Raw genomic sequence first — 16952 nt, forward strand, 5'->3', positions numbered from 1 at the left:
CAAGTACTCAACTGAGAAGGCTAGTCTAACCGCGCGCCGGCGGACGGAAGTTGCCCAAGGGAGAACCGTCGCCAGTCCGTTGATACCGGTATGTGCGGAACACGGCGGTTTGTTGGAAAGGGGTTGGATGGATCTGAAGTGGGGCGAAGAACGTACGGAAAAAGCCGCCGAAAGTAGGAGGGCGGCGACTGAATATCCGGATAAATCGGAGTTGATCAACCTGGAGCATCCTCACTTAAAGCGGCTGCTGGGATCCATGCTGTGCGAGCATCTAAGGGAGGAGGCATTAACAGGAATCAGAAGGACGCACGGGGTAGGGGGGGACTTAAATGACGGCTGGTTACGGAGAATCTCACCCCAGGGGGGGGTAGCTGCAACTGTACGTTCTGGCGGTGCTGGTTTTTCAGCTAATGCGGTTCTGACCCAATCGGAACGGCATCGGACATGGTGAAATCGGCATGATGATGGGCGTATACTTCTTCGTCCTCGTCCTGGCCTACAAACAAGTTTGCCAACTTATCGAACTCGCAGTTCTGGAACGACGAGTTTTGAAATATAATACTCATAACTTATCAATTCTGTAGGGTATTAACTCTACAGCCCGATCCCTTATCTTTTTGCCACTGAAGATAGGGGATCGAGTTTGTATAATAACTATTTTTATTGGCCATGGTCTTGCGCCGAGACTCCTGTAGAAGCCCAACAGCTTGCAAAGCGGGAAGGAACCGGAAGCGCACCGTTCCGAAACCGGCTGGTTGCTGAACTGCTGACGCACCAGTCAGAGTTCTTTTTGCCGGACGTGAAAAAGTCCCGAAATAAAGTGGCTTTATAAAAAAGAAACCAATAGTCAGTCCCGCCGATAGGGGGAATTGCTTTTAAATATATTGCCGGCCAAACGCAAGAGGCGTTGGAAAGAGGCAGGCAGCCTGATCAATATGAACGGATATGGCAGTTGGCGAAGGGAAGGGGGGAGGCTTTTGTCACGCCATTCCCCAAATGCTGAAAAACTAAGGAAAAAGGAGATCGTCCTAAAACTGTCCTAGCAAGTTCTTAGGAACGAAATAGGAAAAATCGCCCAAAATGGGATTTGTCATATTCTGACGATTGATTCAAAATGGAAATCAAGAGAGGGGCGATGGCGATGGAAGAGCGTAAGGAGGTTATCAACTTGATTCCTACGGTTGAGCGGAAGATCGTAAAGGGCGAAGGATACTCCGAGTACGGGGATGCCTGGATGCATCCCGAGGTAGCAAAGGAATCGACAGATGCTCCGCATACTTGACAATCGCATCGATCCGGATGGTTCCGCTCAAGCCGGAAGCACCCAACAGCTCATACTTGTCGGTGGTAAGTACCAACTCCTTGGTACCGGTTGAATTGGCCAGCACAAGCTTAAAGTCGTTTCTCAAGTGACGATGGCGTTGCTAAGGGCTGAGGGAATAATCGTTCGTAAGGACAGATTGTCTGTATTGGTTCTTGTCATTTATGACATCAAGTTCTTGTCATCCGACATCATTAGACAAATGTCTAATGATACAAACATGTACCCATAAGATGCGAAAGCTAGGATGTGAGCAGTCAGCTCCTAGTGCAACTGCAGCTCGCCGGGGGATCCGCTTCACTCCCGGCCGCCGGGTCTTCCGAATGCAATTAACAGTATTTGTTGAACTAACGGGCAGTTATGTTTAATAGGTCGTTTGGAATCTCTGAGATTATAAAATAGCAATTGATAAGAAATGATCACATATGTTAAATGCTACAATATGAGGAGTACTGCACATAAAAGGAGGAATTATAGTGGCAACCCTGAATCATATACCGGTTGTTAAAGCAGAAATGCTTATTAGAAAACCGGTTGAAGAGGTTTTTGAGGCTTTTATCGACCCGGCAATTACTACAAAATTCTGGTTCACAAAAAGCAGTGGAAGATTAGAAGTGGGAAGTCATGTCCGGTGGGATTGGGAGATGTACGGTGTTTCGGATGATGTTCATGTAAAAGAAATCGAGAAAAACATGCGAATTCGAATCGAATGGTCGGACAGCACCCAGGTCGAGTGGATATTTACTCCCCGAACAAATAACGAAACCTTTGTTACGATTACAAGCTCAGGGTATACAGGAAATGGAGATGATATCGTAAATCGAGCCATTGACGATATGGGAGGATACACGATTGTGCTCTGCGGGCTAAAGGCGTTTCTTGAACATAACATAGTCTTGAATCTTGTAGCGGACAAGGCTCCTGACGCCCACGTTAAACATTAGGAATATGTATCGCTTAATGTTTCAGGCAAGTGTTACAACGAGGCTAGCAATTGACGCATAGTTATTGCACTCCCATGAAAATTAAATCCGCTAAAACCTCAAAAAGACAATAAAAAAATAGACCTAGCCGAATGATTTTTTAAAAAAGGCTGTGCCTGAGAAGAGTTATGTAATTAAAAGTACCAAAGACCTTTCAAGGCTGAACATAAAAATGAGGCTGGTGCAACAACCAGAGTAGGATTAATCTCCCATGAGTGCTTCCCGAAAGGGAGCGACAATCTGTGATGCACCGTGGTCGTTGGAGTCAGACTAACGGATGGGCTCTATGGCACCATAGTTCATCGACCTTCCTCTCCCAGCCATAGTAGCAGTATTGACGGATTCTAACCATTTTCATCATCTGTGGTGCGGCGCTTGCGCTGCATGGATGGCTAACGGGAAACTATAGTTGAATGAACGTCAAGGGCGAGGCTGCCGGTTTAATCGGTGGCCTCATATCGTTAACAGGGCAAGATAGTTTTATTGGAAGGGGCGCCGCGCAGCGCCTCTATCGCATGAATTTATACAATCTTCAGTAAGGGAAGCCCGACATTAAAGACTAAACCCATCCGTTTCTAGTTGAAACTAGAGCTAAAGACAACGGGAGGGTGAATTTATGAAATTGACTGAATTATGGGTTTTGTATGATGCTGACAAGCGTATTCAGGGATTCAGTACCCACACTTTAAATGCGTACGCGTTGCAGCTAAAGATGTTGATCGCTGGTCTCGGTGATCTTGAAATTGAAGCGATCACATTAGATTTGCTTAAAGGCTACTTGTCCAAGCAATCGGACCGGCTAAAACCGAGCAGCTTAGGACATCGGATTCGTTTCGTAAGATCCCTTTTTCGGTTTGCATTTGAGGAAGGCCACAATTCACGGAATCCGGCTCTAAAGCTGAGAGAGCCAAAAACAGATAAGCGCATTCCAAAATTCTTGATTGAAGAAGATGTTATTCTTCTGAAAATTTCTTGTGAATCTCCACGGGAGTATGCAATGCTTGAATTTCTTTATAGCACGGGTTGCCGTGTTGGCGAAGTGCAGAAACTAGATATTGAAGACATCAACTTGGAAAACTGTTCAGCCATTGTGAATGGAAAAGGGGCAAAACAAAGGGAGATCTATTTTACGACTGAATGTAAAATATGGATAAAAAGATATTTGGAGAGCCGTGATGATTCATGTAAAGCCCTATTTGTTACGGAAACTCAGCCTGCTCGCCGTATGTCGATACCTACGATTCGTCACTCATTAAAGAAGTTGGCAAGCCGAAGTAATGTTGCTGTTAACGTCTATCCGCATCGTTTTCGTCACACTTACGCTTGTCAATTACTAGATAACGGTGCACCGCTGGAGTTTATTCAGGGAATGCTTGGGCACGAAAAAGCATCCACCACACAGATCTATGCTCAGCTTCGTGGAGAACGGCGTAGAGAATTGTACCGGCGGTATTTTTAGGCGTTAGTACTTATCACTAACTATTGGGTCATCAGAAATCGTCAGGATTGCTTTTGCTTAGAGTAAGAAAAAACGCTAAGCCGATCCCTTCCGAAGGCTTAGCGTATATTTTCGTTAAAATGTTGGCGGGACCCCTATTTCTTCCAGGCTAACGCCGGTCTGAAATCTCGCTTCCCGTTAGTGTTCGAGTTCAAGGACTACACTGTAGACGAAATGCTTCAGATTTTCCGTCTTATGTCCAGCGGTTTGAATGTAGATCCGCGCAGCGAAGAAGTCATTCGCCCCATTCTGGCCAGCGCTGAAGGCGTTCGGGAAGCCGGTAATGGCCGGTTCGTCCGTAACTTGTTGGAAGGCGCTATGCGAAATCAAGCTGTCCGGCTTCAAAGGTTGGCTGATCCTACGCCGGATGACCTTATCACGCTGCTGCCGGAAGATTTTAAATACGCTTTCGTCATGAAAATATCCGGTTCTTCCCCGGAAGCGAAGCGCGTCTTCAAAATCGTCTCATAATCGGTCGTAATCTGGGCGTCAATGACGACATTCGGGTTATCCTTCATGTAATCGGCGGCCATGGCCTTCACTTTATCCGTAATCTCAACCTTGAACTGCAGCAATTTAAGCGTGACCTTCCCGCCGCCCGCGTTCCCGCCGCCGCCGGCTCCGGCATTCGTGTCCCCGCCGGCTCCCTGGTTCGCCGTTCCTCCCGCGCATCCCGCCAGGACGGCTGTCAGGAGCGCGATGACGCTGAGCATTGAAATCCATCTTCTCATCATCTATATCCCCCTTGGCTCATTTTCCTTATCGCTCCTATTGTAACCAGGGGGACGAATATGATGCGTGGAATCGCTGTGCCGCAGGACGGCAGGGGGAGAGGGCTCCCCCGTCTTCAGATCACCGGATACTCCTGCACGTACCGCGGCTCGACGTAATAGGGCGGCCGCGGCCCGATCAGCGGCAGCTGCAGCGGAACCGGATCGTCGTTATAGCACACCTGCACCTTCTTCTCCGAGCGCTTCAGAAGCAGCAGCTTCACTTCCGGATTGTAATAATACGTCATCTCGGCACCTCCATGCGGAATCTTCAATATTTCCCCCAATATATTCACAGCAGCCCGGCCATGGAACCAGGCACGGCGGATGCCTATGCGACATACGCTGAAGGAAAAGAGTCTACGAGGAGGTACTTATGACCTATCCGATGTATCCCCACTACGGGAAAATTACACAGGTGCAAGAAATTCCGATCACAGTTCCGGAGCAGCGGCAATATCGGCAGCCCGGCGAAGAGAAGTATATGGTTCCCCGTCCGATCGTGGAGAACCCCGAGTATCGAGGCAGCGGGAAGCTGGAAGGGAAGGCCGCGCTCATTACGGGCGGGGACAGCGGCATCGGCGCCGCAGTGGCCATCGCCTTCGCGAAGGAGGGGGCGGACGTTGCCATCGCCTATCTCGATGAGCATGAAGACGCTCATCGCACGAAGGCAAGAGTCGAAGCGCACGGGCGCCGCTGCTTACTGCTCCCCGGGGATTTGCGGGAGAAAGCCCAGTGCGCGGCCATCGTGGAAGAAACCGTTCGGGCATACGGGAGGCTGGACATCCTGTGCAATCATGTCGGCATCCAGTTTCAGCAGCTGAGCCTGCTCGATATTACGGACGAACAATTCGACGACACCTTCAAGGTGAACATCTACTCTCACTTCTACACCACCCGAGCCGCACTGCCCTATCTTAAGGCGGGCAGCTCTATCATTAACACCGCATCGGTCGTCGCCTATTACGGCCATGATCAGCTCATGGACTACAGCGCGACGAAGGCGGCCAACGTCGGCTTCACCCGCGCGCTGGCGAGAAATCTCGTCGGCAAGGGCATCCGGGTCAACGCCGTCGCGCCGGGACGCGTCTGGACGCCGCTCATCCCGTCCAGCTTCTCCGCCGACCAAGTCGCGCTGCCGGACAATCTGATGCAGCGGCAGGGCCAGCCCTTCGAGCTCGCGCCGACTTACGTCTATCTCGCGTCCGACGACTCCCGCTTCGTCACGGGCCAGACGCTGCACGTCAACGGCGGTCAAGTGATGCAATCATGAACTTGGAAGAATAGCAGGGACTTGCGGCTCGATATCGAATTATTCCAATACATTCTTTATTCAACCCTTAAAGGAGTCCAACATGGAGCCAGCATTCCATCTCCGCAGCTTCATCGGCACGTTCGATGAACATTGGCATGACGATCCGATGCATCGGAATACGACCCTCGAGATCGAGATTATCCTCGAGGGGCGGGGCCGCTTCGAATGGGAGGACCGCAGCGTACAGGTGGAGACCGGACACGTGGTCATTATTCCGCCTGGCATTCCCCACCGCTTCGATGCGGTAACCAATATTCGGTTCGGCGTCATTCACCTCCAGCATATGCCGAGCTCGCTGCAAGACGTCGCCAATCAGCTTGGCGCCGCCCTGCAGCGGCCGACCATATCAGCGCTGTCGCGGATGGACCGCGACCGCTTCGAGCTCTTGTTTCGGGAACTGCTGCGCGTGCAGTCCTCCACATTGAAGGACCGGCAGCGCAGCACCGCTGTATGGGGCCGAGATGCTGCTGCTCTTCTTGTACGAGCATTCCCAAGCGGATCTGGCGGCCATAACGATTACGAAGGCGGCGGACTACCTGCGGGAGCACCTGCATCTGAACGTAAAGATGTCCGACGTCGCCAAGCTGACGGGCATGACCGTCGCGGGCTTCCGCCGTACCTTCGAGAAAATTTACGGCATCAGTCCGAAGCAGTATCAGCAGCGCTGCCGCATGCAGGAGGCGAAGTGGCTCCTAAGCGCCACCGATAAAGATATGAATGAGATTGCCGAGCGGCTCGGCTTCAATCGGTTGCATTCCTTCTCGCTATGGTTTAAATCCGTCGAAGGACTGTCTCCCTCCTTGTGGCGCAAACGGCAGAAGATGAGGCGGGACGAGCCTCATTGATGCCGCGAGCCTTTTTGCGTAAATACCGGTCTCTTTTCCATAAATACTTTCTTCAGCTCATCCACTATCCTTGATCTTGACAGATAAGGTAAGTAAAGGGAGGGAACAAACCATGCAACTATACACATTACTACCTGCGTTTTGTGGTTTCCTGATGGGTGTCGGCGCAACAATGTTCGTTTACACGTTAAAGGCAAGGGGGAAACAAGGTTGAGAATCTTAACATGTGTTATAGCTTACTTCACCATCACGCTTTATCTGAAGGCGTTGCTGTACGGCGCAATGATTATCGAATCGATCATTACCCATGAAAGCACTCATGCCAGCTTCTTTCCTTTCTGGGACATTTTCTGGGCGGCGCTGTGGGGCGGCTTGCTTTACGGCAAGATCAAGGAAGCTCCGATTCTGAAACCGGCCTTTCTCATGGCCGTCATTATGTCCTTCGGCTTCCATTACACGCTTGCCTTCATGGGGCTTGGCCTTTCATCTGGAAGCAAGACCGTTGTAGCGCTTTGCGCGGTAATCGGCGTGATCGGGCTTCTCGCAACCAGGGCAGCAATGTTCATTCACTTTAGACGCAACCCGATTCAAGCACATAGCTAATTCAAGGAGCCGGTCGGGATCTTCCTACCGGCTCCTTTCAACAGGAGGGGATCGACATGGAAATCAACCGTAACTTCTTTCGTCCGGAAGGCGCAGAAGTGAAAGCGTCCAGTACGCCGCTAGATCGGATCTATCGGGCTTACAATGCCGATTCGATCATTGAGGCCCCTATCGTGCAAGTGCAGCTCTACGGCGGCGCTGCGGCTTGGAAAATCGATCTGGAAGGCATACCCGGATACGTCCCGTTCGAGAGATCTGGATTGCAGCATGAAAACCAGCTGAAGCAGCTTGTTGGCCAGAAGATTTACGTCATGATTCATTCCGTCCACCGGAAGGACGGAGATCCATATGCGGAGTGTGACCGGCAGAAAGCCGTTGAACGATTAAGCAAAGAAGTTTTGGAACGGATTACCCTTTCACAAGAGCTGGAAGCCGTTATAAAGGGCTTGGGAGATAACAAGGTCTATTTGGATATTGGCGGCGGTCTAATCGCGGAAATGCCGCGTCAGGAAGCCACGTTAAGCAAAATCCGGCGCTCCCTGCGGTCCGAGTTTCATATCGGGCAGCTGCTTACCGTCAAGATCGTCAAGCTAGACAAAACCACCGGCAGCGTAACCGTATCCAGGACGGCCATGCTTCCCGATCCTTGGAAAACGAATCAATATAGCGCCGGTGACGTATTGCCGGTCCATATCGTGAATATTGTCGGCCAGCAGATTTACGCCGAAGTCGTTCCCGGAATCGTTGGCATGATCGCTACGCCGAATACTCCCGTAGAGCTGGCCATCGGGGATAAAGTTCAATGCAGCGTAATCCGCTTCGATCCGGAGCAAAAGAAATTGAGAATGCGCTACCGGCAAAAGGTCATGTAAGAGGATCAAGCTATGATCCTCGATCATGGCTTTTTCTTTAACGAAGGGGAATTTTATAACGCGTGTTATAATTCGGCTTTTTGGCCTTGTGATCTCTCCGGCCGGCCGGGATCGCGACCAGCTGCAGGACGATTCGATGAAGAAAACACGAATGATTTTTCCAATCCGGAAGATCGATCGTTCGTATTTCATGGGATGATGGTACGTTCCCGGCTACGCCAGGAACGGCGGCCAATTATTGGCTCCCTTGCCGCTTTCAACACGATACCACAGCCCGCCGTCACGACAAGAGGTCCGCTGCGCCGCTGCGCCATATCCTCCCTCCCTTCAGTCAGTCCGGTAATGCTCGCGCCCCTTGTCCTGCCGAGCCATCTACCCCCGCCACATTGCTACGCAATGCGTGGGGCCCCTAGATGGCGATTGGGCCGAGCTTTTCCAAAGCTCTCTGGTGGTATGCGTGAGCCAAGCGGCAAGCTGATATGGCCGCTGAATCAATCTCACAAGGGATTCCAGGGAGGACAAGACCATGAAAACCGAAATGACGCAAATCAATGAAGAACTGCTGCACGATCCGGCCATAGCAGAAAATGCCGCAGCGATAAAGGAGTGGGAAACGGCATGGGCCACCTACATGCAAAAGTTGAATCGCCTGGACGAGCTGAAGGCAGCTGGCCGATACGGTTATCAGCTGAATCAGCCGCGAAAGGCCGTCTACTTGGCCAAGGAAAAACTGAAGCAGCTCGATCCGGACTTTTGCCAGCGGCTAGGCATCCGCTGATCCGGAGGGCCAGAGCCATGAAAAGACGTGCGCGGTGTTCATTGAAAATAAAGTGTTAGACTGAAAAATAAAGTGTTAGACCGTGAAAATAAAGTTGTAGTCTGATCGCGAGCAAAGCTAACGGGCAGAACCCTTCAACAGCACCCTTCCGATAGCTTTCTATATAATGCTGAATCTAGGTACATTCCCTAAGTATATTTCATAAGATAATTTGAAAAATGCGTGAAGGGAATGAAAAAAATGTACAATGTTCCTTATATGTATCCATATCCATATCCATATCATGTAAATGTACCAATGTATAACTATGGAGGACAGAATGTTTACAGGACTATGCCTCCTGATACATGGCATGATAATCGATTGGTTTTTCAGTTGAAAGATTATGGACCTGAACCGTTTGTAGTTAATATCAATCAGGCTTCGAAGCAAAACAGTACGTATCGTACCGCTTTATGGACAGGAAATCATTTGCAAGTTACATTGATGAGTATTAACGTTGGCGAAGATATCGGGTTGGAAATTCACCCTAACGTTGACCAATTCCTTCGTATTGAACAAGGTCAAGGGATTGTTCAAATGGGCAAGAGTAAAAATAATTTAAGCTTTGTAAGAAAAGTCTCTGATGACTTTGCCATTGTGGTACCCGCTGGAACATGGCACAATGTAACTAATACAGGCAATATCCCGCTAAAACTTTATTCGATATATGCACCTCCACACCATCCACATGGTACTGTACATGTAACTAAAGCTGATGCTATGGCAGCCGAATAATAATTACTGTGAGTAATAAATTATAATTTTTTACACCCAAGGAATGAACAACATATCCTTGTTGTTGCTGAACTAACGGAGAACGAGAGCTTAATAAAAACGTCATGTGACCGCCGCATGAACTTTGCGGCGGTTAGTGACTTTAAGGATATGTTTGTGTCAGAAATAAGAGTATGTTTGTGTCATTAGACCATATGTGAGAAGACAACAGCAGCAAGTGATTAAAGTGATTTATAGACATATGTACAAAAGACGACTTTGATGAAAATGTCACATCGCCATTATTTTAGAGCTGCTTATAAGTAGTTATAGCGAATTGTCACTCAGCGATCCATTCTTTTCCTATTTTCTGCAATAAGCCGCCTGAAATCGGCCATATTAGCGATTTTTTCTTCGCGGGAATACCACACGAAATCCTCTTTACGTGAATAGATGAATCGTGACTGCTCGCTGCTCCAACTGTTGAGAATCGCGAGCATAAGCCGGCTTGTCAGCGTGATGACTTCCGGCAAAATTGGCTCGAATTGGCCGAGAAGTAGAACCCGACTTGTAAGCGGCACCGTAACCTCGGTATCCAGCATACCATGCCCCGGAGAGGAAAAAATCCCTCTATCGCGACCCGTTGCCCAATGAAGACTGACCGGATGGTCGGAACAAATGAAGTCCCCAAGTTGATTCGGGCTGTATACGATGGTCCAATATCGCGCCCCAAGTGGATGAAGCACCGCGTCCATGGATTCTAGTAGGTTATTGACATGGGTATTGTTATCAAAAGCGATGTTATACCGCTCTTCGTCGAGGAAGTTCCGAAACGTCTCATAGTGAAGGGGTGGTACCTCCTTACCTTCTGCCGCCATCTGCTTTTTCACGATCTCAAATCTTTCTTCCGTTGAAAACGCCATTCTCATCGTTATCTTTGCGATCTCTTCCATCATCGCAGACGAAGTTTGTTTATACGAAGGAGTACGTACTGCAAGTAGTGCAATATAGTTCATCAGGTAATTGTAGTCGTCACCAGAAGGCATCCGTAACGTCTCGCAAAGTGTTCGGATGACTGGAGCCGTTTTACTCTCTAAATCCATGAATACATCCTCAATAGCATCTGGAGGAGTATCCGGTAATTCAACTCTGTATAGATCTTTAGAAAATGCCACACGCTTTGGTTTTAATTCCTTTTGATCGCCCGTCATGGTATCGAACACAAAAAATGTACTTTCCTTTGTTTCCTTTTTGGTAAAGCCGGCGAGATGGAATTGAGCCACGTAATGATGATTTCGCTTGACGGGTTGTTGATTCAAGGATGTTGCCTCCAAGAGCTTATTGTGATTGTATTACGACTCCTCGGTAGTTGAAATCGTTTATATATTTGCTAAAAAAGAGTTGTCCCATATTCCGCTCTAATGCTGATTAGGGAATTTTGTTTGGGCGGGGCAAGCAACTCACCTTATTCGTAAAAAGAAATCAGACATATATACTGTTGTACCGTTTACAATAATTCGCTGAAGACATGAATTTTTGAAGGGATCGCTTTCTTAACACCAATAGTGATAACTTCATATTTTTCCTGTAACTGTAGAATGACACCATTTATGATACATTCTCTCCACGAAGCACTATCGCCCAGGCTACGGTATTCTTGCCAGGCTTTTTCGAGATCCTCGTCAGACAAATGTGCAAATGGCGCATTGATGTCAATTGAAAAATCAATATTGCTCACTCGTTTCACTATTTTCAACTCCTGTCATTTTCACGTCAGAATGGGGATCGAGATAAAATAGCCTTCTGGGCGCCAAAAATGGGCCCCAGACACCTTCAAGGTTATTGACTGCGTAGATGTCCTTATGAATCTGTTCCTCGTCTGCTGAGGCGTATTGTCGCAACCAACTCTCACCCATATGGAATAACACATCTGGATCCACCCCGGTTCCGGTGCGGGCCTCCAAAGAGCACACATAGACTTTGCCACGAGGATATAGAACAAGCCGGTGCATAAACGTCATTTGTTCAACATAACAAACAACACGCCCAGCACATTTTTGGTAGTACTGAAATTTGGGACTGAAAAACCAGCCGTCTACAGTCATCCCCCAAATAAAGGACATTTGTTCACCTCTCCTTAGCCGTACCTTTACTTCAACCACTACCAGCCGGTGTCAGGTATTCGGCCCACGCCACGAACCCCTATTTCCTGTCCTTATTCTGCCCGCCGCCTGCGATCGGCCTGCGCCAGTTCAACTTGATGTATCCATTGCGTCGCAGTTGCTTCCGCCCCGATCACCTGACCGGCACGCCGCGATCAGTTCCAACTACTGATTCGGACCTACCCCGTAGCCCCTCGTTCACCTATTCTCACACAATCACGTCTCCCTTATTGGTTCACTTGTTGTTATGGCCTGATCCACCGGCTGCAGTGCAGCGGCCCCCGCTTGGCCGCCTTGATTGGCTCCCATCGCTGATCCGGACGTGGCGCCGCGGAGCTTGTCTAATCTTTGCAAACCAGGGTTCTGGATGCACGCCGCGGCCTCCTGTTCTCCAGATCTCGCGCGGGTCACGTCTTCTGCGATCAGCCCGCTCCGGTTCCGCCGGATGCGCCGGCGGTAGCGCAACTGCACCGTTTGAGCACCGGCACGACGGCAACCAAGACGCCACGATCATTTACCGTAGCCGATCCGGACGATACGCCGCGGCGTCAGTTATCCCTTCCATCCAAATCAGGGGTCTATGCTGCCCGCCACGGCCCCCGTTTCTCCCGTTATAGGTTTGTAGGGCCGTCACCCTCCTACTTTGATCAGTTTGTCTAAACGGTAATAGGCAGGAGCTGGAGGATAAAATCCAGCTCTTCTCTTGTCATAGTTCGGCCATTCAACGTAGGCACGCTCACCACTTGCTGCGATATCCAACACATTACCGACCCCAAGATAGGCGTTTCGTTTATCCTTATGCAATACCTTATCGCCTTTCTGAAGCGTTGGTACAGATACTGGGTCCTCGTTCAGATCGCCACTATCGATTGCATCCAGCAGTTTGAGAGACAGCCACACAACGCCATGATCGAATGGAGCAGCAGACGCAGAGGCATCCGTGTAATACTTGTCAATGAGTTTTCTTAGCTTCGCTTTATCTATCATGGGGACTTCTCCTCTCCCTTGTCGTAATTTATTCGACTTGTTCTTGTTGCTCCTCCACTTGATGGATCTTGTGAATACCGATATCTGCGTAACACTCCAGCACTTCCGTCAAATTGTCCAGTTCGCATCGCTTCGTCCACCCGCAAAAATGTCGTATCGCGGATTGATGCCGTTACGGCTACATCTGTAGGCGTCTCGGGATCGTTTAACATAAAAGCCAACGTCTCCCTGTATAGTTCAACGTATGGCAGTTAATTGACTAATTTATGGCCTCAATCAAATCCGGAGAATTATTTCGTACATTACCTACCGCGGATCCAACTGGGTATGCATACATGTCAGATGCGTCGTAAGGCCGGAGTATAGACTGAAGAAAATCCTTATCTTGATTCTTTCTGTCCAACCACACTTCCTCATCCTCTGGTTGCAGAATCACCGGCATTCTGTCATGGATGTCTTCCATCAGTTTATTAGGAGTTGTAGTTATTACCGTACATGTGCTGATCTTTTCCCCATTCGGCCCGGTCCATGTGTCATAGAGCCCAGCAAATCCAAACAATGTGCGACTGCGCAGAACTATTCTATACGGCTGCTTTTTGCTTCCTTCTTTTTTCCATTCATAGAATCCATCGGCGGGGATGACGCAACGCTTACGAGTGAGAAGCCCTCGGAATGCTGGCTTCTCGGTTATCGTTTCTGACCGTGCGTTTATCATCAGATTGCCGATTTTGGGGTCCTTAGCCCAAACAGGAACTAACCCCCAGCGGAGTTCTCCAAGTCGGTTTCGTTCACCGTCATTTAATATTGCTGGAACCATTTGCATGGGGGCAACGTTGTAGCGTGGGATATGGAACGGGACGTTAGGTTGGTCGATTGAGAAAAAAAGCATCAGTTCTTCGAGCGAAACCGTAATCGTGTATCGTCCGCACATAGAAAATATCCTCCTAAAAGGTCATAAACCAATTATAAAGGAAGAAGTCTTCGATCGTAAAAAGAAATCTGCTTCCGGTCTCAGGAGCTTTCGGTATATTCAATAAAAAAATGATCACAATGGAATTTAGAACTTACAGACTAGAGGAGGATCATTGTGCTTAGTCGAAAGGATACTTGGAAACCTGAAGAAGACGAGTTACTTGCCGCCGTAATACTGGAGCATATTCAATCGGGGCAATCACAACTGACTGCGTTCGAGGAAGCCGGCGAAAAGCTTGACCGTACACCAGGAGCATGCGGTTTTCGATGGAACTCTGTCGTAAGAAAGCAATACGAAGAAAGAATACAGGAAGCCAAAAAAGTGAAACAACATCTAAGTATGAGTAAAACGAAGAAATCGACCTCACGTCTCAAAAATCATCAGAATGTTCAGCTGCCTCGAGCAATCGTTGAGCAATTTATGGAGACAGTTAACGGCTTGATGGAACAAATTGAAAAACTAAAGATATTATTGGCGGAGCGGGACAACGAGATATCATCGCTCAAAACCAAACTTGAAGATGAGAAACCACAACATTTAATTACGGAAGACTATCAAAGTCTAATCGAGATCCTTAAAAGAGCAAAGCAACTTGGTGTATACGAAAGACGGGGAAAGATCGGATGAAAGAATCAAACATAGGTGTTGCCTATACGACGATTACAATTTGTCTAAGCCGTGCCTAGGTGCACCTACCGTAAAGACTTCCGCGGTGAAGGATACGAGTGAATTATCCGATCTGGAAGAACTCGTAAAGATGAAGATTCAAAGTTATTTGGGACGAGGCTGCAATCGAAGAATGGGGCCGCTACGTGCGGGAGATGGTGACTCGGATCCGTACAAGGTGATGATGGCGAAACTGAACGCACTTCTGCTCTGAACGACTTCCGGGCGCTGCTTTTGCAGCGCCCTTTTTTATACAGGGAGTCAGATGTAATGTCAGCCTGGTATTTTAGATCCCTCTTGCTCCTGCCTATTCAATATTTCTGATAAGTCATTTCTGCAGTTGCTGCAAACAAAATGTTGCTTGTAATATTGAAGTCCTGTTGTGTCCCGACAAAACATGCATTCCTGGACTCTATATCTACGAGCCATTACAACTCCTTTTTCATCATCGTAAAAAAATTCGATCGCATCCCCTTCTTGCCAATTGAGCACCCTTCTTGTCTCGATAGGGACAACGAGCCGGCCAAGTTCATCAACTTCCCTTACGATTCCAACGCTTTTCATATTTTGTCGCCCCCTGCTCGGATAACAAATATAAAGGACTCTTTAGATTATACCATTAAATGTAAATCTTTGCACCACAAAATACTTCTCCGGATTGCTCCCGCTCCCGCTAATTGGCAATGAATCCTCGGAATGTACAATCTCGTAGAGCACCATTCGAAGTCTTCTCTAGGTACTCAACCTTGCAACGAATCAATGGTGCAATCATTTGAGTGTTCTTTCTAGTAACCGTGTGGATCAGTCGAGCAGCCATTAGAAATTCTCGAATATCTTTATTATTGAATCCGAATTTAACGAGAGCTACCGGGTACGGATCAGAAACATTCGAGGGCTTGAGTCCAACCAATAACTGAAACGGACTTAACTGATACCCCATAATGAAAACAGTTTCGAATTGGGTATGTTTAATCTTAACCCATGCTTCAGGTTGAGTTTCAGGACGAGAGTCGAAATGGTAGCGCGCAGCGTTTAAGTGCTTTGCACAAATGCCCTCCCATTTATTGATAAGCGTCCATTCAAACAATTGACGGCCGTCCCCGATTTTATATGCAGTGGGGATCAAAGAGTTCGAAGGTCGAATGATTTCAGATAGCTTCTTTTTTCTCATTAAAATAGGGTACGAACCCATTTGTTCATTGTCTACCATCAGCAAGTCAAATGCGACTAATGTAGCGGGGTGGCGCCTCATGGCGGCAACTATCTTCGGCATTTTGGTGATTTTCCCTCGAGCATCGAATACTGAAAATTCAGGCCTACGAGAATCGGGGTGAAAGCATGTTCCCTCACAGTCCAAAATTGCAGAGTGCGCACTAATTCCCTCGACCGCGGCTTCCACGATATCTGGGAATCGTTCGGTGACGACGTTTCCGTGACGGGTAAAAATCTCAATTCGGCTTGCTTTCTTATGGACGAGTAACCGCCATCCATCATATTTCGGTTCGTATAATACTGCTGGATCAGAAAGGGATACTGGTGTTTTCTTTATATTTGATAGGAGCATTGGTTTTAAAGGTGTAAATAACATGGTTGTAATCCCTCCGACCGAATGTGACCAACGAAAGAAAAAGTTATAATCGCACATTACATCAAAATTTACGTTCTATTTATGAACATACCATTCTCGGTAATTTTATTGAAACAGGTATTGTTTGGTATCATCCTTGAGAAAAATTTATCGTTTCTACATAGTAAAATGCACCAACCGGCCATTGGCCAAAGCTGGTGCAAAATTTAGTTACAAGCTTCAACTGAATTTTAGCTCAGGGGGCGTAGTAACTCTTCGACGTACCGGACTTGTTTCGTATCTCCCCACTAGCCCTCATGTTGCTCACCTACTCGATGTACAGCCAGTTGCCCTACGGATGTATGACCGTGTTCACCTGTGTTCCCGCGAGCCGATCTACCAAGAATTGGGTAGGAATGACTTATTACTCTCCCCATTCTACTTCGTAGATCTTACTACCTCGGTATTCTATGCCATCAATCCACCACTTAAAATGTATCTCTATTTCGCTTGGTGCACCTTCCATTTTTACGTTTAATAGTTGAAACCCTTCTTGGAAAGTTTCAGCAATACTTTCATTTTTGAATCGCATTGCTTCTAATTGTAGTTTTTCAACTTTATCTTTTTGAAGATATTTAATATCCAGATCAAAATACCAACCTTGCATTTTCTTTGTTGGTCTAAATTCAATGCTCCATGTATCTAAATTTTCTTCCCTTACTTTTAATATCTTTAATGATGAATACTTTTCATTACCAATATTGCCCGGTATAGGCTTACTATTTTCACAAGATACCAAAACAATAAAAGTAATTATTGAGATAAAAATGATTTTATAAAAATGTTTTCCCAATAC

General features: G+C 47.7%; 20 protein-coding genes and 1 pseudogene. 11 read left to right on the forward strand and 10 right to left on the reverse strand.

Features of this window, described 5'->3' with window-relative positions; translation table 11 throughout:
- The first annotated feature begins 1836 nt into the window (after positions 1-1836).
- The gene (locus PV407_RS13815; protein WP_442951656.1) at positions 1837-2265 is read left to right on the forward strand and encodes an SRPBCC family protein; all 429 of its coding nucleotides are present in this window, start codon (positions 1837-1839) and stop codon (positions 2263-2265) included.
- A gap of 655 nt (positions 2266-2920) precedes the next feature.
- Positions 2921-3763 (forward strand): tyrosine-type recombinase/integrase, encoded by an 843-nt coding sequence (locus tag PV407_RS13820; RefSeq protein ID WP_332090518.1) that lies wholly within the window; start codon positions 2921-2923, stop codon positions 3761-3763.
- 177 nt (positions 3764-3940) lie between these two features.
- On the opposite strand, the gene PV407_RS13825 is transcribed toward PV407_RS13820, so the two are convergent.
- A complete protein-coding gene (locus tag PV407_RS13825) occupies positions 3941-4147 on the reverse strand; it encodes a hypothetical protein (RefSeq protein ID WP_332090519.1) in 207 nt (68 codons plus the stop codon).
- Here PV407_RS13825 and PV407_RS29550 point away from each other — a divergent pair.
- A complete protein-coding gene (locus tag PV407_RS29550; protein WP_442951657.1) occupies positions 4052-4273 on the forward strand; it encodes a hypothetical protein in 222 nt (73 codons plus the stop codon). The genes PV407_RS13825 and PV407_RS29550 overlap by 96 nt on opposite strands.
- Positions 4274-4649: 376 nt before the next feature.
- Here the strand turns inward: PV407_RS29550 and PV407_RS13835 are convergent, their stop codons facing one another.
- Complete coding sequence (locus PV407_RS13835; RefSeq protein ID WP_332090521.1) at positions 4650-4820, reverse strand: hypothetical protein; 171 nt, start codon at positions 4818-4820, stop codon at positions 4650-4652.
- 128 nt (positions 4821-4948) lie between these two features.
- Between PV407_RS13835 and PV407_RS13840 the strand changes: the two genes are divergently transcribed.
- The 7 genes and pseudogenes from PV407_RS13840 (at position 4949) to PV407_RS13870 (ending at position 9762) form a co-directional block, all read left to right on the forward strand.
- Entirely contained in the window at positions 4949-5845 is an 897-nt protein-coding gene (locus tag PV407_RS13840) for an SDR family oxidoreductase (RefSeq protein ID WP_332090522.1), read from the forward strand.
- 148 nt (positions 5846-5993) lie between these two features.
- Positions 5994-6233, forward strand: a pseudogene (locus PV407_RS13845) (cupin domain-containing protein); the annotation flags it as partial.
- Positions 6234-6348: 115 nt separating this feature from the next.
- Positions 6349-6732 (forward strand): helix-turn-helix transcriptional regulator, encoded by a 384-nt coding sequence (locus PV407_RS13850; protein ID WP_332090523.1) that lies wholly within the window; start codon positions 6349-6351, stop codon positions 6730-6732.
- A 210-nt stretch (positions 6733-6942) separates the two neighbouring features.
- Positions 6943-7335 carry a hypothetical protein gene (locus PV407_RS13855; protein WP_332090524.1) on the forward strand — a complete coding sequence of 131 codons (393 nt, stop codon included), beginning with the start codon at positions 6943-6945 and terminating at the stop codon, positions 7333-7335.
- Positions 7336-7391: 56 nt separating this feature from the next.
- Positions 7392-8207, forward strand: a complete 816-nt coding sequence (locus tag PV407_RS13860; protein ID WP_332090525.1) for a hypothetical protein — start codon at positions 7392-7394, stop codon at positions 8205-8207.
- A 526-nt stretch (positions 8208-8733) separates the two neighbouring features.
- Positions 8734-8985, forward strand: a complete 252-nt coding sequence (locus tag PV407_RS13865; protein ID WP_219644475.1) for a hypothetical protein — start codon at positions 8734-8736, stop codon at positions 8983-8985.
- A gap of 240 nt (positions 8986-9225) precedes the next feature.
- Positions 9226-9762, forward strand: a complete 537-nt coding sequence (locus PV407_RS13870) for a cupin domain-containing protein (RefSeq protein WP_007780203.1) — start codon at positions 9226-9228, stop codon at positions 9760-9762.
- A 323-nt stretch (positions 9763-10085) separates the two neighbouring features.
- Here PV407_RS13870 and PV407_RS13875 read toward each other — a convergent pair whose 3' ends face one another.
- The 5 genes from PV407_RS13875 to PV407_RS13895 all read right to left on the reverse strand — a co-directional run bounded on the left by PV407_RS13875 (position 10086) and on the right by PV407_RS13895 (position 13821).
- Entirely contained in the window at positions 10086-11060 is a 975-nt protein-coding gene (locus tag PV407_RS13875) for a DUF4238 domain-containing protein (RefSeq protein ID WP_332090526.1), read from the reverse strand.
- A gap of 188 nt (positions 11061-11248) precedes the next feature.
- Complete coding sequence (locus PV407_RS13880; protein WP_332090527.1) at positions 11249-11488, reverse strand: hypothetical protein; 240 nt, start codon at positions 11486-11488, stop codon at positions 11249-11251.
- The gene (locus tag PV407_RS13885) at positions 11466-11864 is read right to left on the reverse strand and encodes a hypothetical protein (protein ID WP_332090528.1); all 399 of its coding nucleotides are present in this window, start codon (positions 11862-11864) and stop codon (positions 11466-11468) included. Before PV407_RS13885 ends, PV407_RS13880 begins: the two co-directional genes overlap by 23 nt.
- A 669-nt stretch (positions 11865-12533) precedes the next feature.
- Positions 12534-12890 (reverse strand): hypothetical protein, encoded by a 357-nt coding sequence (locus PV407_RS13890; RefSeq protein WP_332090529.1) that lies wholly within the window; start codon positions 12888-12890, stop codon positions 12534-12536.
- Positions 12891-13149: 259 nt separating this feature from the next.
- Positions 13150-13821: an SOS response-associated peptidase gene (locus PV407_RS13895; protein WP_332090530.1), complete on the reverse strand. Its 672-nt coding sequence runs from the start codon at positions 13819-13821 to the stop codon at positions 13150-13152.
- Positions 13822-13977: 156 nt separating this feature from the next.
- Between PV407_RS13895 and PV407_RS13900 the strand changes: the two genes are divergently transcribed.
- Positions 13978-14490 carry an RsfA family transcriptional regulator gene (locus PV407_RS13900; RefSeq protein ID WP_332090531.1) on the forward strand — a complete coding sequence of 171 codons (513 nt, stop codon included), beginning with the start codon at positions 13978-13980 and terminating at the stop codon, positions 14488-14490.
- A gap of 312 nt (positions 14491-14802) precedes the next feature.
- Here the strand turns inward: PV407_RS13900 and PV407_RS13905 are convergent, their stop codons facing one another.
- From PV407_RS13905 to PV407_RS13915, 3 genes are all read right to left on the reverse strand, one after another.
- Positions 14803-15093, reverse strand: a complete 291-nt coding sequence (locus PV407_RS13905; protein WP_332090532.1) for an AbrB/MazE/SpoVT family DNA-binding domain-containing protein — start codon at positions 15091-15093, stop codon at positions 14803-14805.
- A gap of 109 nt (positions 15094-15202) precedes the next feature.
- Positions 15203-16117, reverse strand: coding sequence for an ATP-dependent DNA ligase (locus PV407_RS13910; RefSeq protein ID WP_332090533.1), 915 nt, complete (start codon positions 16115-16117; stop codon positions 15203-15205).
- A gap of 403 nt (positions 16118-16520) precedes the next feature.
- Positions 16521-16949 (reverse strand): hypothetical protein, encoded by a 429-nt coding sequence (locus PV407_RS13915; RefSeq protein ID WP_332090534.1) that lies wholly within the window; start codon positions 16947-16949, stop codon positions 16521-16523.
- Positions 16950-16952: the final 3 nt, after the last annotated feature.

Origin of the sequence: Paenibacillus sp. GYB003 (assembly GCF_036577625.1) — a bacterium.
Lineage (GTDB): Bacteria > Bacillota > Bacilli > Paenibacillales > NBRC-103111 > Paenibacillus_AB.

Bases quoted from the DNA above. Each gene is read 5' to 3' on its own strand.
- PV407_RS13815 (WP_442951656.1), top strand. From the start codon at position 1,837: ATGCTTATTAGAAAACCGGTTGAAGAGGTTTTTGAGGCTTTTATCGAC.
- PV407_RS13820 (WP_332090518.1), top strand. From the start codon at position 2,921: ATGAAATTGACTGAATTATGGGTTTTGTATGATGCTGACAAGCGTATT.
- PV407_RS13835 (WP_332090521.1), bottom strand. From the start codon at position 4,820: ATGACGTATTATTACAATCCGGAAGTGAAGCTGCTGCTTCTGAAGCGC.
- PV407_RS13840 (WP_332090522.1), top strand. From the start codon at position 4,949: ATGACCTATCCGATGTATCCCCACTACGGGAAAATTACACAGGTGCAA.
- PV407_RS13850 (WP_332090523.1), top strand. From the start codon at position 6,349: ATGCTGCTGCTCTTCTTGTACGAGCATTCCCAAGCGGATCTGGCGGCC.
- PV407_RS13860 (WP_332090525.1), top strand. From the start codon at position 7,392: ATGGAAATCAACCGTAACTTCTTTCGTCCGGAAGGCGCAGAAGTGAAA.
- PV407_RS13865 (WP_219644475.1), top strand. From the start codon at position 8,734: ATGAAAACCGAAATGACGCAAATCAATGAAGAACTGCTGCACGATCCG.
- PV407_RS13870 (WP_007780203.1), top strand. From the start codon at position 9,226: ATGTACAATGTTCCTTATATGTATCCATATCCATATCCATATCATGTA.
- PV407_RS13885 (WP_332090528.1), bottom strand. From the start codon at position 11,864: ATGTCCTTTATTTGGGGGATGACTGTAGACGGCTGGTTTTTCAGTCCC.
- PV407_RS13890 (WP_332090529.1), bottom strand. From the start codon at position 12,890: ATGATAGATAAAGCGAAGCTAAGAAAACTCATTGACAAGTATTACACG.
- PV407_RS13895 (WP_332090530.1), bottom strand. From the start codon at position 13,821: ATGTGCGGACGATACACGATTACGGTTTCGCTCGAAGAACTGATGCTT.
- PV407_RS13905 (WP_332090532.1), bottom strand. From the start codon at position 15,093: ATGAAAAGCGTTGGAATCGTAAGGGAAGTTGATGAACTTGGCCGGCTC.
- PV407_RS13910 (WP_332090533.1), bottom strand. From the start codon at position 16,117: ATGTTATTTACACCTTTAAAACCAATGCTCCTATCAAATATAAAGAAA.